This is a genomic window from Alicyclobacillus shizuokensis NBRC 103103 (assembly GCF_001552255.1).
GTDB classification, from domain to species: domain Bacteria; phylum Bacillota; class Bacilli; order Alicyclobacillales; family Alicyclobacillaceae; genus Alicyclobacillus_G; species Alicyclobacillus_G shizuokensis.
In genome coordinates, this window is the sequence record NZ_BCQV01000013.1 from 1 (window position 1) to 15,577 (window position 15,577).

Below are 15,577 nucleotides of genomic sequence, written 5' to 3' on the forward strand. Positions count from 1 at the left end.
CTCTGTACCATCTCAGAACTAATGTTCGCGTTTTTAGTATACACCTGAGGTATGTGCATAACCAGAACATCGGTTCTACATGCCAGCGCCCCTGCCACATAGGACAAATGATTGGGTCACGACCTCTTACGACGAAATTTGCGTCTTCTCTATACTTCGATTTTCAGCGATATTTTAAGACAACAATCGCGATAATGACCAGAATCATGACGATACCCAATACCTTCCCAAAGGGTGTGGCAAAATTAATGGTGAAACCGAACCCCATGGTTCGCCTGACAAAGGTTTTTCGATTCTCTGGGTCATAATGAATGATTCCGCGCAACCACCGTCGGCTCTTGTTTCGCTCGTCGTCTGCCATTCAGCATCCTCCTACAATACCTTCAAAAAGTTGTCTATCTTTCAAGCATGACCTCTGCCCGAAACCATCGCCCGCATGAGCAAAACCTCAACATGAACGGAACCTCCACTCAGAGCACGGGGGCTTATTTATATATATGATATATAACTAATATTATATTTGGATCAAATCACTTTCAAGCCAGCCAGATAGCGGCTGATCTCGGTGTTATCCTGCAGTCATCTTCAGGTTTGTGCGAGAAGCTGTCACAAACGACATGGAGCGGCTATGATACGAGAAGAGTTTGGAGATTTTTGGCGGCCAACGTGCCGTATGCGTGCCATAGAGAATATATGGGGATACACAGAGATGCGTACGGTACGCTGCATGTTCACGACAATGTTCATGTCGAAACCAACAAGTGATTCCCAACAGCCACGGGCATCCCGAGATGCAACAAAGACCACGAACGGCCGCCCAACGGGCTATACCGCCCAGAGCGGCCGTCCTTGTCCACAGCTGGTCAGGACCGGTACCTATCGTCCGACTGCTGAAAGCGAATCAACGTTGTGACAATCCAGCCAATCACGCCGAAGACGACCACAGCCAGTGGAAAACTGACCGCCAATCGTTCGGCCGCTGGCGTCTTCCCCCGTGGCATCCTGAATCCCCCCAACATCAACCCTCTCGTCCCTCAGTATGAGCCATGAAGGAGGATTGTATGAGAGCGTGCCATCCGATCCTGCAAAGCGCCTTAGACGTAGAAAATATACCGCCACAAAGCGAGAATGACGATGATGATCATCAGCCAATGGATGCGCGTATACTCCTGGCGCCGGAACAGCCACAGAATCGCGTTGATGATGACAAACGCGGTAAAGCCGACGGCGATGCCGTTGGAGATGCTGTAGGTCAAGGGCATCGTCACGATGGTCAGGAAAGCCGGAATGGCGATGCCCATGTTCTCCCAGTCAATCTCCCGCACTGCCTGCATCATCAGCACGCCGACAATCACCAACGCCGGGGCGGTGGCCTGGGACGGGATGATGAGCGCAATCGGCGCGATGAACAGCGAGAGCAAGAACAGTACGCCGGTCGTCACCCCGGTCAGGCCGGTGCGTCCCCCCGCCGCGATGCCAGATCCGCTCTCGACAAAGGCGGTGATGGTGCTGGTTCCGAACAACGCGCCCAGGCTGACACCGGTGGCATCGACAAGCATGGCGCGTCCGAGCCGCTTCTCGCCTTCCTCACCTTCGAGCAGGCCCGCCTTGTTTGCGGTCCCGACCAAAGTGCCAAAGGTGTCAAACAACTCCACAAACGTGAACGTGAACAACGCGCTGATGAGACCGTAGTGAAACACCGACGCCAAATCGAACGCGGCGAAATTCATCTGCGAGAAGTCGGGTACCCAGGAGGCCTTGCCGAGCCCCGATACATCGGTCACGCCCATGGGAATGCCGATGAGGGTGGTGACCAGGATACCGATGATGATGGCGCCCGGCACGCGTAGGGCCATCAGCACCGCAATCAGGAGCAGGCCGATAAACGTCAGGTCCACGCCCGGATCGCGCAGGGAGCCCAGCCCAGGCAGCCAGTCGGAGTTGTTGATGAACACGCCTGGATTGAACTTGCCCGGGGCCGAACCGACAAACTGCATCGTCATGATGCCGCCGTCCTTCAACCCGATGATGGTGATGAACAGTCCGATGCCGACCGTGATGGCCAGCTTCAGCGAATCGGGCACCGCCACCACCAGGAGCTGGCGGATCTTCGTGATAGTCAGGATGATAAACACGATGCCGGAGATGAACACGCAACCGAGCGCCGTCTGCCAACTCATCTGGCCGCCGTGCGACGCAGCCACGGTGGCGAAGTAGGCGTTCAGGCCCATGCCGGGGGCGAGGGCAATCGGATAATTGACAAAAAGGCCCATGAGCAGCGTGACGATGCCCGCCCCCAGCGCGGTCGCCAGGAACACCGCCTGCTCGTTCATCCCGGTGCCGCTTAAAATCTGCGGATTGACGAAAAGAATGTACGCCATCGTGACAAAGGTGGTGATGCCTGCCACAATCTCGCGGCCCACCGTGGTCTGGTGCCGCGTCAAGCGAAACAGAGTTTCCATATCCCCCATTACTCCCATTCAATCGTCGCCGGAGGCTTCGATGTGATATCGTACACGATCCGGTTGATGCCCGGGACCTCGTTGACGATGCGCGTCGACACTCGCTCCAGCACATCGTAGGGCACGCGCGCCCAGTCGGCCGTCATCCCTTCCTCGGAGACCACGGCGCGAATCGCTATAGCGTTTGAATAGGTGCGCTCATCCCCCATCACGCCGACACTCTGGATGTTGGTCAAGACGGCGAAGTACTGCCATATCTCCTTGTCCAGCCCGGCCTTTGCCACTTCCTCGCGCAGGATGGCGTCGGCCTCGCGCACCTTCGCCAGCTTGTCCTCCGTCACCTCGCCGAGGATGCGGATCGCCAAACCTGGACCTGGGAACGGCTGCCGCCAGACCAGTTCCCGCGGCAGGCCCAACGCCTCGCCGAGTGAGCGCACCTCGTCCTTAAACAGCTCGCGCAGCGGCTCAATCACCTCAAACTGCATATCCTCAGGCAGGCCGCCGACGTTGTGGTGCGACTTGATGGTCTGCGCCGTCGCGGTCCCGCTCTCGATGACGTCGGTGTACAGCGTCCCCTGCGCCAGGTACGCAAACGGTCCCAGCTCCTCGGACGCCGCCTCGAACACGCGGATGAACTCCTCGCCGATAATCTTGCGCTTGCGCTCCGGATCGACCACGCCTTGAAGCCGGCCGAGGAATCGATCCGCTGCGTCAATGCGCACCACGTCGACGCCGAGCCGGGCCTTGAGGCTGTCCATCACCGCGTCGCTCTCGCCTTTGCGCAGGAGTCCGTGATCGACAAACACCGCTGTCAGCTGCGATCCGATGGCGCGATGCATCAGCGCGGCGGTCACGGAGGAATCCACCCCGCCGGAAAGCGCGCAGAGCACCCGTTCCCGGCCGACCTGCTGACGGATGCGAGACACCGCCTCGTCAATCAGCGAGTCCATCGTCCAGTCGCCCCGGCAGCCACAGACCTGAAACAGGAAATTGGCGATGAGCTCCTGTCCGTACTCGCTGTGCCGCACCTCGGGATGGTGCTGCACCGCGTACAGGCGACGGCTGGCATCGCTCATCGCGGCAATCGTCCCGTCCGGGGTCACCGCGTCGGCCGAAAACCCGGCCGGAACCTCCACCACCGCGTCGCTGTGGCTCATCCACACGGTCTGCTGCTGCGGCTGCCCGGCGAACAGTGGGTGGTCAGCCCTTGTCACCTCAAGGCTCGCCCGCCCATACTCGCGCACATGGCCTCGCTCCACCTTGGCGCCGAAGCGCTTGGCCAACAGCTGCATACCGTAGCAGATGCCGAGCACCGGCACGCCCAGCTCGAAGATGGCCGGGTCTACATCCGGCGCCCCGGGCTGAAACACGCTGTTGGGTCCGCCGCTGAAGACGATGCCTTTGAGGTTTCTGCGCCGGAGTTCCGCCGCCGGCGTGCTGTGCGGCACCAGTTCGGAGTAGACATGCTGCTCGCGAATGCGCCGGGCTATCAATTGGTTATACTGGCTGCCGAAATCGAGCACCACCACAGTCTCGTGTTGCAACGCCCCACACCCCTTTGTCCACCTAGTATTCAACCGGGCCGACCATTTGAATCGAAGCCGCTCTTTGTCCAAGCTGACATCCCCCTCGGGGGATTGTCTGAGTGGCCCTGAGCCGCGGGACCACGGGGGCCGATTGGACGGACGGCCGCCCATTGGACAAAAAGAAAAATCCCGCCGCCTCACAAACACTCAACTGACGGAACCTAGTGCACCGACTCCGCCTGATTGTGAGGCTGACGGGACAAACAAGCCAAGCGGGTGCGCCAGCATGGCGGGCGCATCCGTACGGCGAGTTTACGCATCGGCCTCGTAGTCGGACAATTTCCGGTTGTCCGGTAGAGACTGCCGAGCCCATTCCCGGCATTATACGAGACAGCAAGACGAACTCCGACACAATTCTACTCATGGAATCGGATGAGGTCAATGATAGAATAAGCAGCTTCACGGACACGTACGTCAACGAAGGAGCGAGCATTGTTCAACCGATTTTGCGGAAGGTAAGGCAGTATAAGCGCCTGCCGCAGATGTCCTTAAGCCGTACGTCCGCCACGTTGTCCGGCAGCAAATCGGCGATGGATGCGCCGTTTACAGACTCGGATCGGCCGGAAAAGTAGCGCCGCATCCACGGAATCTTTTCGTAGGCGTTCTGCACGTGCTCTTCATTTTCGTCCACGACCATCACTTTGGAGCCCGGCTTCGCAACTCGGACCATCTCCCGCAGGGCCTTGCTCCTGTCATTGAAGAAATTGATGCCGCCCACATGGAACACGACATCGAACACGTTGTCGCGGAAGGGCAGGTCTTCCGCATTGCCGTGAAACAGGACGGCTTCCTTGCGCCAAGCTTTCAGGTGCCGCCGGCAGGCTCGAAGCATGCCCCACGACAAATCCAATCCGTACAGACGAACATCGCCATCAATGAAATGGAAATTGTCGCCGGTTCCACAGGAAATCTCAATCACCCGGTCCCCGTCCTCGATCTCCAGCTCGCGAAGAAACTCGTTTCGATACGCTTTCTCTCCATTCCATTTGATGGCATGGTAGGCTTTGTTGGCGAGGTTGTAAACCGGCGCGATGCGGTCGTACAATTCTTGGTACTTTTTGTTCAACCCGTGCACTTCTTCCGGCACAAACGAGAAAATCCCGTCGGTTTGCCGATATGATGCATGGGAGTTGCGGTTTCGCAATTGGAGACTTCCATCGCCGCCGAAAATTGGCTGCAGCGGCTCTTTCGTCAACGGATCGCACAGCAATTCCAGAATGACATCCAGTTCTTCCACTGTGTATCGTCCTCTCTCCGGAGCTGTCCATTCACACGTGAACGGCGCTCATCCTCGTCTCAAGATCCCGTCAGGCAGTGCGTTCAATCCGTAGTTGAACTGCTCGTCTGGCCGATTGAATTCACGCTACATACGGAAGATTGAATGAACGATGATAAGCGTACATAAGTTTGGAAAAAGGATGGAACGAACACGTGACGCGCCCGACCATCACTTGAGCGTCCACTATGGAGAGTACGGCGCCGTCTTTCAAGGGAGGAATCGTCTTGTCAACCGCCGACTTTGTGCGCGCCGCAACGTTTGAACACCGTTTCTGGTTGCAGGTACTTGGTGATCATGCCCGCTTCATCCATGAGAGCTTGTCTCCACGAGAGAACCGGGAAATCGCACGAGCGCGGCATTTCATCGAGGTCTTTGATGAACTCCTCCAGGAAGCCCGACGCCCGGATGTCGGATCCCGTCTACACCTGTTGACACAGCGCGCGAGCAACTACGCGGAACAGATTCGCGAGTTCAAGCTCCACTTGCTCCGGCGTCACCTGTTGGGTGAGGTTAGCATCCTCTTGCCGCCGACGTTCCTCAACCACACGGTCAACGAAGTCGAAGAGTACATCCGGGTTCTTCACTGTTTGCTCGCCGGCGAAGTCCCGCCACCGGTACACTCCGTTCACCACCATCTCCTTTGGCTGCCTGACGCGGCCACACACGCCGACATTATCAAAAACAGTGTTGATTTTGTGGAAAAGGACCTGATCGCTCGTAGCAAACGGTTCAGTCACCATTTTGAGGCGTATTACCTACAGGCCCTGGAACTGGCTGGGTACCTGCGTGCCAACGTCGATCAATTCCCTGCCTTAGACCGCTTCAACCATATGGTGGGCCTCGAAATGCGGTTATTCCGGGGTTTTTTGAACGAGATTCAAGAGCTGGAACTGTCTGATCAGGTGCTCGGCACACTGTCCATTCTACTCCCCGATCACATGGCCCGTGAAGAATGCTATTACCTGATCAAGCTGGCGCAGACGGCAGGCGGACCGACGCCGGATTGCGATCCGACCACGTCGCGGGCCGAAGAACGGAATCGGGACAATGAAAATTGACTTTTCGACATGTTGGCAGTACTAAAGCAGCTTGACCAGTGGCTGTGGTATGCCGTTCCTGTGCCCGTTGGGCATTCATTCTCGGTGACTGGGAAGGAAAACATCCCTGCACGAAAAGAAAAAGGCACCCATAAATGGATGCTCTTTTTCTTGCACATGTTTAGTACACAGATAGTAGTTGTTATTGCTGCTCCGTACAGGAATAAAGATAAAGAGAACAAAAATAATCAAGAATATGGTTTTACCACCAGGCCCACGGACCAAGCGCCGCGAGTGCGAGAAATGGGAAGAATAGAAATGGAAACCAGGCCTCTTGAACGTCTTCCGTGGACTGGGACATGTTCTGCAGTACATCAACGTTTGCCGGATTGACGTTCGTGTCATTCGCAAGACGAGTCGTTCCGCCACCTACCGGACGTACGTAAATTCCATCATGTGTTACGGAATGGAGAATTCCATGGTGAATTGCGCCATCTCTCGTACGAAAGACGATATGCTGTCCAATATACCGCATGCAATGATCACGTGTAATCACAGTCTCCCCCCCTTTCATTGATAAACAGACGCCCTTTAAGGGCTGTCCATCAACTCGTGAACTTGTTCTTTACCACCAAAGAGCAAATATTCAGATTGAACGGAAAGAATGGTTGTATAAGAAAATGGTGATACATGGATTCCTTTTTCTTGCACATGTTAGCACACAGTAGTAGTTGTTGTTACTGCTCCTCCATATCCGTATCCAGGCACCAACAAGAAGAACAGAACGAAGATGATGAGAAACACCACGGCCCAGCGGGTGTAGCCGCCAAAGACCCCGTACATTCAACTCCCCCCCTCCGTCGGTCGATACATTTAATGTCTTCGGGATCGTCATGTTAAAGGATATATGTCCTAGAAAATCGGCCCTTTTTCTTGTCAAGTCGCGACGTTAGTGAATGAAAGGGCTGCAGTTTTAGGTGATTGTGGGCCTCCCTCAACGGACAGATTCGTTGCGCTGGCGTGTGAACCACGGTTTCAGCGCGTAAAGGATCAGCAGCACCACAACACTCACCAAGCTGAGGACGAGCTGCGACCGATCCGTCGGGTTGAAGGCCATCGACACAATCACCACCAGCATGCCCAGTATGCACACGTAAGTTAGGTACGGATACGCCCACATGCGGACCCGCAGCTGCTCCGCCGCCTTTTGCTCTAAGTTCCGACGCATGCGAAGTTCCGATACGGCAATCAACAAGTAGATGAACAGTCCGACCGCGCCGGACGAGTTGAGCAGAAACATAAAAACGTGCTGTGGCGAGACGTAGTCCATGATGACAGACAGGTAACCGACCACCGTGCAGGTCAAGATGGCCCGCACTGGCACACCGCGGCGATTGAGTTGCAGCAGGCCTCGTGGCGCGTTACCCTGGTGTGCCAGCGCGAACAGCATCCGGGATGCCGTGTACAGCCCTGAATTCAGACAGGACAAGACGGCTGTCACCACGACCAGGTTCATAATCGTCGTCGCTCCCGGAATACCGAGCACCTTCAACGCACTGACGTACGGGCTCATCATCGCTTTCGAATCGTTCCACGGCAGGATCGTAACAACGAGGAAGATGGACAGGACGTAAAACACGAGCACGCGCCAGATTACCGAGTTCGTGGCTTTCGCGACTGCCCGGCTCGGTTCGGCCGATTCAGCCGCCGCGATAGTGACAATCTCAGACCCAAAAAAGGAGAAGATGAGCGTCGTCACACTCGCAAACAACGCGAGCACTCCGAATGGCGCAATCCCCCCATGAGCCGTGAGATTAGAGAAATTCAGCGTGGCATGCGGCCACAGTCCGAGCACATACAGCGAGCCCAGGATGATAAACACGGTGATGGCCCCGACCTTGATAGAGGCAAACCAGTATTCAAATTCGCCGTACGCGCGGACCGAGAAGACGTTCGTCGCCGTCAGCAACACCAGCAGAATCAGCGACAGCAGCCACAGTGGCACTTGCGGAAGCAGCCAGTTATGCAACGTCAGCGCACCAGCAGTTGCCTCCACCGCTACGACAATTACCCAAAAGTACCAGTACAGCCAACCTATCAGAAAACCAGCCCAATTTCCGATTGCGATCCGTCCGTACTCCGCAAACGATCCCACGGACGGATGTGCCACCGCCATCTCCCCCAGCATGCGCATGATCAAGATGACCAAAACACCGGCCAGCGCGTATGACAAGACAGCAGCCGGCCCCGTCGATTGGATGACAGCCCCACTGCCGACGAACAATCCCGCGCCGATGACGCCGCCCAGCGAGATCATGGTCATGTGGCGCATTCGCAACTCTTTGTGCAAGGATTTCTGTTGTGTGTTCTGCTCCTGCATTGAGATGTCCTCCGCTGAATAAGGTGGAAAGCGCTCCGACGCAGACAAACGACCATCCGTCCGTCCAGGCATATCATGGTCATTGTGAGAAACATCAATACACTCACGCCGTCAGCCCACAGATGCCCTTTCGCATGTACCATGCCCAGTCATCGTCTGGCAAGCGCTGTTCAACTGAAAACTGCCCGGCGCCGTAGGTCGCTGACTCGCGGCGCCAGCTTTCGGTAGCGTGACAACGCGATTTTTCCAAATTGAGAATCGAGGTCGCTCCAGAGCAAGAGCCCGTCAGGCGATTTTTGAACCTCCGTATAACCGGAAATTCACCATATAGAGTGGCCAAGAACCCTGGTGCGACAAGGGATTTACCGAAAATGTTTCCCGTAACTAAAAGTCTTTCTTAGGAGAAATTTTTTTGTGTACATACAACTTTCGCCCGTATTGTTGTATAATAACGACACAAAGGTTTCCCTAGGCTAAAATTGTTGCCTTGAAGAAACTTCTTTCTAGAGGGGAAATATTCACTATCACGAAAGGTGGTGTCAACGGTGAGTACACCGTCGTTACAGCTGCGAAAGCAAAATAAAGCCCTCATGGCTGCACGTGCGTCAATCTCTCAGCAGAGAAAGGGATTCCGTGCCCTGTTGCCATTCCTTGGACCCGCATTCATCGCTTCAGTGGCGTATATGGACCCAGGAAATTACGCAACCAACATTCAAAGTGGCTCCGAATTTGGATACAAGCTGTTGTGGGTTGTGGTCTTAGCGAACTTGATGGCGATGTTAATCCAGAACATGTCCGCCAAGTTGGGGATTGCGACGGGCAAGAACCTTCCGGAAATGTGCCGTGCTTATTGTCCTAGATGGTTGTCTTACATCATGTGGATGTTCTCTGAAGCAGCTGCAATGGCAACGGACATTGCCGAATTCCTCGGCGCAACTCTCGGGTTAAATCTGTTGTTTCACATTCCTATGCTGGTCGCGACGTTCCTGACAGGGTTGACAACTTACCTCCTGCTCACTCTTGAGCGTTTGGGTTTTCGACCGTTAGAAAAGTTCATCGCAGCCTTTGTATCGGTTATTGCCGCCTGCTATGTCGTTGAAACGGTACTTGCGAAACCGCAATTCAGCCAAATTGTATATCACAGCATTGTTCCCTGGCTGGGAAACAGTGACGCAGTCCTATTGTGTGTAGGTGTCATTGGTGCAACCGTCATGCCGCATGCGGTTTATTTGCATTCAAGCCTGACGCAAAGCCGCGTGGTCCCCCGAAATGACGCAGAAAAACGCAGCATCTTCCGATTTCACACAAAAGAAGTCGTAATCGCAATGAGTCTTGCGGGGCTGATTAACCTGTCCATGATGTTCATGGCAGCTTCCGCATTTCATGGCTCAGGTCGCACCCAAATTGCGGATATACCTTCCGCTTATCAAACTCTGACTCCTCTCCTTGGTCCAGCTTCCGCAGCCGTGTTTCTGGTTTCGCTTTTGGCTTCCGGTATCTCAAGTTCAGCAGTTGGCACGATGGCAGGACAGGTTATCATGCAAGGCTTTGTCGGCTTCACCATCCCGTTGTGGCTCAGGCGCGTACTGACGATGTTACCGACCGTGATCATTGTTGCACTCGGCATTGACCCCACCCAGACGCTGGTCATCAGCCAAGTCGTCCTGAGCTTGGTGTTGCCAATGCCAATTATTTCTCTGATCTATTTTACAAGACGACGCGATATCATGGGGGTTCTCGTCAACAAGCGAATTGTAACACTCACCGCAACACTCAGCGCCATCGTCATTCTAGCTCTAAATGTTTTGCTCCTGTACCTGTCCTTTGGTGGCTCGTTACCGTTCTGATGCTGACCGGAGACATCAGGAGCATTCCTGTAATGCAGGAATGCCGGGTTTGAGGCAATAAAAACTCCTGATGAGTTGGGGTCGTCGAAAAATAGACCACTCATCAGGAGGTCGTACAACAACATGAGTATAACGAGAACCGCAAGGTCTGCCGAATTACAGATTCAACCTTCGTTATCTTCAACCTTGGTTGTCGGTGCAGACATTGCCGGAAAGGTTCACGTTGCTCATGCGAGGAATGCGCGCGGTGTCGGGTTTGGCAAGCCCTTGTCCTTTGACAACACAGTAGACGTGCCTCGCGACATGACGCTTTGACTCCGTGCTGTTACCGCCGTTCTACCTTCCCGCCAGCGATGCCGCGGGTGCGAAGCCAGGTGGAGCCGCCAATCCTGAGGCGCCCAAACCGCGGGCGCCACCGCGCTCTCTGCCGGTAGACAGCCGTCAACCAACGCTGCCAAATCCTTCGTGCAGCCATCAACTCTTCATTCGTCGGTGTAATACCGCCGTACCAATAGGCCTCAGCCAAGCGCAGCAGGCGGTCGCTGTCTTCCCTCGGGATCTGCCAACGCTCGGCCTCATACGCCAAGTCGCGCAAGGTGCGCTGGCACCATCCCCTGTTCGTGCGGGCAACCTCCGTTGGGTGGGCGGCCAGAGAGCGAATCAAGACACGCATGGCCGGGGTGAAGCCGTCCAGCGGCGCCGACTTGGGCCAGCGCCATAACCGCCAAGCCAGCAACAGACGCCGATGCAGGACGACCATCCACACGACAACAAGGGCCCCCAGGCCCATCAGCACATCGTTTCCCCATCGCGGCCAGGTCAGCGACAGGCCGACTCTCCCGCCGCCGGTCGCTGGAGAGGTATCGGCCTGCGCCGAAGCAGTTGGCTGCTTCGGCGTCGGCACCGGCAATTGGGGACTAGTCTGATCAGGGGTCTTCGCCGGCGTGACCTTCGGCGGGGCAAACGGCATCGTGAAACCGGGCGTCGGATCAAACGGGATCCACCCGGCTTGCGGGAAATACACCTCGACCCAGGAGTGCGCATCGTCGTTGCGTATAATGTAACGCCCATCCTTGCCCGTATAGGAGGTATCGAGATCGCCGCTGGCAAACCCGGTGACAAACCGCGTCGGAATGCCAATGGTGCGCAGCATCACGGCTAAAGCAGAGGCAAAGTTGTTGCAATAGCCGCGGCGCGTGTCGAAAAGGAACTGATCCACGTAGTCGGTATGCGGTCCGGGCACGGGAATGTCGTCCGTTTGGTAGGCGTAATTGTCCTGCAAATAATTGATGATCCGCTCGACCACTTGATATTCGCGGGTCTCGCCGTGGACCACGGTTCGCGTCAGCTGGTCCACGCGCGGCGGCAGGTCCTTCGGCAGCTGTAGGCCCTCCAGCCGCACGGACATCGGCCACGTCTGTACACGCTGACTCACATCCTTGGGCAGAGGCGGAAGTTTCTTGAGCGCTGCCGTCGGATCCACCAATTCCAGGCTGGTCACACTGTACGTGTTTCCCTTGTGGTCCCACGGCCCCAGCACCGTGCCGTCGTCCGCATCAGCCGCGACGAACGCAGCCCGTTCGCTCCGGTCGCCCGAATTCACTCGCACCGTCTGATACGCGCCGAAGACGACCCCCGCGTGAAACGTACCGGACAGGATGTGCACCGTCTGCCGCACGGAACGGGTCGGAAGCGAGCTGGAGAACGACGCATCCGGCTGCAGAGGCACACCCCCGCCATCGTCCAGCGGCTCTACCGAACTCTCTCCCTTCTCCCAACCTTTCCCTGTGTACGTGTACAGCACCTGTCCGCGCAGGTAGGATGGATAGGGAGTGACAACGGAGAGCACGGGGTCGTCATTTAACACGAACGATCCGCCCAGATGCGAGCTGTCGGTCTGGTACCCGATGACCTTGGGCACGTCCCCTCTGGCTCCCTGCCCGCCGGATGTGTTGTGCTGGAACGGGTTGGCCCAGGCGGCGGCCGGTTTCGGCAATGCCAAGGCCACCAAGGTCACGGCGGCCGTCACCACGGCAAGCGGCGCTAGCCCCCCAAGGCCCTGTGTGGGCTTATCCCGCCGCCGGACCCATGGCTGGGCCAGATTCTGAGAAGCCGCCGCAGGTCCGGGAACCTGCTGCGACATGGGGAGGTGTTGCTGGTGGGCGCGGGCCGGGAGATGACCCGTAAGGGGGTGGATGGATGAAGGCAAGGCGTCCAAGCCGCCCACGAGCATCGCCAGGACGCAGAGTACAACCAGGGCACCGTCCGGGTGAACGCTCGTATTGCCGTCGATCACGGCCAGTACGCACACACCGAGCGCATTGTACAGCCACCACAGGCGCGGGCGTTTGGCCGCGTAGGCGACGAGCCAGTAGAGGACGGCCAGTGTCCACAGGAAGGCGTGGGTGACGAGCGGATCGGCCGCGGGTTGACCAGCCAACCGGGCGCGCAGCTGCACCAGGTCGGTGTGCAGCAACCAAGCCAGACCGGCCGTCCACGTGTGAACTGGGCTGAAGTAGTGGACCATGTACCAGGTCGAGGCAAGCAGAGCCGTCACCACACGAATGGTCTTCCATGGCAGACACTGGGCGAGAACCAAGGTGGCCAGGACCGGGTACAGCGTGGTCTCCCCCTGCAACAAGTGCAGCTGTGCGAATGGCGGCAGGAACATCCCCAACCAAATCCCGGCCGCCACTGCCCGTACGATATGAAGGCCGGCCGCCATCACCCATTCAGATGCCGTGCGCACGCTCCACACCTCCCCGTCCCAACCGCCCCAGGGCGTCCGGCGACGCCAGCAGGTGCACGCGCACACCGACTTGCCGCAGCAGGCGCAGCGCGCGCTGGAAGGATGCATCCAGCGTTGTCTGGGCGAGCGGGACGAACCACTCCACGGACATCCGGCCAACCAGCTCGCCCACGGCCACTGCCGACTCGGGGCCCAAGGCCGGGGAGATGACCACTATCGCGCTGCCTGCCGGCGCGCTATGGCCGATATGACGCAGCCCCTGGACAAACGGAGTGTCTCCACCCGGGTTGGCGCGCGCCAAGGCCTCGAGGCAGTGCCGGTAGTGCGCCTCATCCAGACCCTTTCCGCTGGTGGCCAAGCTGGCACCGCAAATGGCCCAGGCAAAGAAGCGCCGCATGTCGTAGGTGTGTTTGACGAGCGAAGCGGCGATTGTCATCGCCAGCTCGAAGTGGAAGGGGGCTGCGTCCGGGTAACTGCTCCGGGTCGCGTCGATACAAAACAGGATCTCGTCGCTGACGTGCCGCTCGAACTCCTTGGATTGCAGGACGCCACGCCGGGCGCTGGCGCGCCAGTGGATGCGGCTGAAGCGGTCACCGGGCGTATAGTCGCGCACCCCCAGCACGGTGGTGGAGTCCTCACTGCGCTGCCGCGTGGCCTCGCGCAGTCCCAGCGTCTCCGGCCGCAACGATAGCCAACCGCGGACGGGAACGGCCTTTGGATAGACCACGACTTCCGTCTGACCGGCCACCAAACGGTGTCTGTGCACGAGACCAAACAGGTCTAGCGAACGAATGACAGCCGGGCCGATGGTATAACATCCGCGCGCGAGCCCGGGCACTTCATAACTGAAGGTGAGGCGCCGCGTCCACAGCGGCACAAGGCGGCGCTCGGCGCCGGCGGCCGACCGCCAACGACTCGGGAGCTGGTCGGTCACCGCCAGCCAAACGAACGGCCAGGTGGAGCCGCCGGTTTGCACCGTCAGCTCGACGGACAGCGACTGGCCGGCGGCGAGACGAGTGGCGCGCACCTGGCGGGAGACCGACACCCCACGCAGCGACAGACCCCAGGTCCCCCACTCGTACAGGGCAAGCAGGATGCAAACGTAGAGCAGAAACCACGGGAAAAAGCCGCCCTGCACGCGGGCAAACACAAACAAGCCGCCCAGCGCCGCCAGGGCAGAGCCGCCCGCCGCCGCGTGCCGCCAGGGAATGCGCGTCATCGCCAGGTTGCCCCTTTCGGCATCGGCACGGGCACGCTGTCCACCAGCTCCAGGATGAGGAGCTTCGTCTGCACCCCCGACAACCGCGCGTCCGGGGTCAGCAGGATACGGTGCTCCAACACGTATGGCGCTAGGTAGCGGATGTCGTCCGGTACCACAAACGTGCGTCCGGACAACAGCGCCAACGCCTGAGCCGCCTTAAACAGGGCCAGGCTGGCGCGCGGACTGGCACCCAGGTAGACACTGTTGTGGGCACGCGTGGCCTGGACGATGCGGACCAGGTATTCCCGCAGTGCCGTCTCCACGTACACGTCCGCCCTCTGCCGCCGCCACTCCAAGACATCGTCCGGCCCAGCGATGGGCTCCAGCTGATCAATGGGGTTTTGCTTCTGTTGTCGATCCAGAATGGCCATCTCGTCGGCCAGGCTCGGATACCCCATGGACAGCTTCAGCAGAAACCGATCCAGTTGGGCTTCGGGCAGCGGAAACGTGCCTTCGAAGTCAATCGGGTTTTCCGTGGCCAGGACGAAAAACGGCTGTGGCAGTTCATGCCGCTGCCCGTCCGCCGATACCCCTTGCTCTTCCATCGCCTCCAGCAGCGCTGATTGGGTCTTCGGGGAAGTGCGGTTGATCTCGTCCGCCAAAACCACCTGACCGAAGATGGGGCCGGGACGAAATTCGAACTCTTGCGTTTTTTGGTTGTAAATGGAGGTTCCGGTGACATCGGAAGGCAGCAGATCGGGGGTGAACTGAATCCTCCGAAATTCGCAGCCAAGGGTGCGCGCAACCGCCCGCACCAAGACGGTCTTGCCGACACCCGGGACATCTTCTATCAAGCAGTGGCCCCCCGCCAAGAGCGAGACGAGCACCAGGCGGACGACCTCTTCTTTACCCACAACAGCTTTGGAGATGTTTTCATACAAGGGTAGAAAAGCCGGGTTCCATTCGAATGCATCAGTGGTCTGGGCGTACGGTTTCGCCAAGTGTGTCCCTCCATCCCCATATGCCTAACATCAGG

The 15,577-nt window shown here is 57.8% G+C and carries 12 protein-coding genes and 1 riboswitch; of the genes, 2 read left to right on the forward strand and 10 right to left on the reverse strand.

All coding sequences use genetic code 11. The annotated features are described in order from the left end of the window. Positions 1-163: 163 nt before the first annotated feature. The 5 genes from ASH01S_RS06520 to ASH01S_RS06535 all read right to left on the reverse strand — a co-directional run bounded on the left by ASH01S_RS06520 (position 164) and on the right by ASH01S_RS06535 (position 5,285). Entirely contained in the window at positions 164-361 is a 198-nt protein-coding gene (locus tag ASH01S_RS06520; protein WP_067925407.1) for a hypothetical protein, read from the reverse strand. 502 nt (positions 362-863) lie between these two features. Next, positions 864-1,001, reverse strand: a complete 138-nt coding sequence (locus tag ASH01S_RS18450; RefSeq protein ID WP_157067028.1) for a hypothetical protein — start codon at positions 999-1,001, stop codon at positions 864-866. A gap of 93 nt (positions 1,002-1,094) precedes the next feature. Continuing rightward, positions 1,095-2,462 carry an NCS2 family permease gene (locus tag ASH01S_RS06525; RefSeq protein WP_067925410.1) on the reverse strand — a complete coding sequence of 456 codons (1,368 nt, stop codon included), beginning with the start codon at positions 2,460-2,462 and terminating at the stop codon, positions 1,095-1,097. 8 nt (positions 2,463-2,470) lie between these two features. Next, positions 2,471-4,006 (reverse strand): glutamine-hydrolyzing GMP synthase, encoded by a 1,536-nt coding sequence (gene guaA, locus ASH01S_RS06530; protein ID WP_067925413.1) that lies wholly within the window; start codon positions 4,004-4,006, stop codon positions 2,471-2,473. A 290-nt stretch (positions 4,007-4,296) separates the two neighbouring features. Further along, a riboswitch (purine riboswitch) is annotated at positions 4,297-4,397 on the reverse strand. Between the two features lie 87 nt (positions 4,398-4,484). After that, positions 4,485-5,285, reverse strand: coding sequence for a class I SAM-dependent methyltransferase (locus tag ASH01S_RS06535; RefSeq protein WP_067925416.1), 801 nt, complete (start codon positions 5,283-5,285; stop codon positions 4,485-4,487). A gap of 266 nt (positions 5,286-5,551) precedes the next feature. Here ASH01S_RS06535 and ASH01S_RS06540 point away from each other — a divergent pair, with 266 nt between their 5' ends. Next, a complete protein-coding gene (locus ASH01S_RS06540) occupies positions 5,552-6,385 on the forward strand; it encodes a DUF2935 domain-containing protein (RefSeq protein ID WP_245628958.1) in 834 nt (277 codons plus the stop codon). Between the two features lie 693 nt (positions 6,386-7,078). Here the strand turns inward: ASH01S_RS06540 and ASH01S_RS19485 are convergent. Further along, positions 7,079-7,207 carry a hypothetical protein gene (locus tag ASH01S_RS19485; protein ID WP_281178202.1) on the reverse strand — a complete coding sequence of 43 codons (129 nt, stop codon included), beginning with the start codon at positions 7,205-7,207 and terminating at the stop codon, positions 7,079-7,081. A 151-nt stretch (positions 7,208-7,358) separates the two neighbouring features. Further along, complete coding sequence (locus ASH01S_RS06545; RefSeq protein ID WP_067925419.1) at positions 7,359-8,744, reverse strand: amino acid permease; 1,386 nt, start codon at positions 8,742-8,744, stop codon at positions 7,359-7,361. 545 nt (positions 8,745-9,289) lie between these two features. Between ASH01S_RS06545 and ASH01S_RS06550 the strand changes: the two genes are divergently transcribed. Further along, complete coding sequence (locus ASH01S_RS06550; protein ID WP_067925422.1) at positions 9,290-10,591, forward strand: Nramp family divalent metal transporter; 1,302 nt, start codon at positions 9,290-9,292, stop codon at positions 10,589-10,591. A gap of 325 nt (positions 10,592-10,916) precedes the next feature. Here the strand turns inward: ASH01S_RS06550 and ASH01S_RS06555 are convergent, their stop codons facing one another. From ASH01S_RS06555 to ASH01S_RS06565, 3 genes are read right to left on the reverse strand one after another with little or no spacing between them, the layout of a single operon-like run. Further along, positions 10,917-13,340 carry a transglutaminaseTgpA domain-containing protein gene (locus tag ASH01S_RS06555; RefSeq protein WP_067925425.1) on the reverse strand — a complete coding sequence of 808 codons (2,424 nt, stop codon included), beginning with the start codon at positions 13,338-13,340 and terminating at the stop codon, positions 10,917-10,919. Then, positions 13,324-14,559, reverse strand: coding sequence for a DUF58 domain-containing protein (locus ASH01S_RS06560; protein WP_067925428.1), 1,236 nt, complete (start codon positions 14,557-14,559; stop codon positions 13,324-13,326). Before ASH01S_RS06560 ends, ASH01S_RS06555 begins: the two co-directional genes overlap by 17 nt. Next, entirely contained in the window at positions 14,556-15,542 is a 987-nt protein-coding gene (locus ASH01S_RS06565) for an AAA family ATPase (RefSeq protein WP_245628959.1), read from the reverse strand. Before ASH01S_RS06565 ends, ASH01S_RS06560 begins: the two co-directional genes overlap by 4 nt. Between the last annotated feature and the right edge of the window lie 35 nt (positions 15,543-15,577).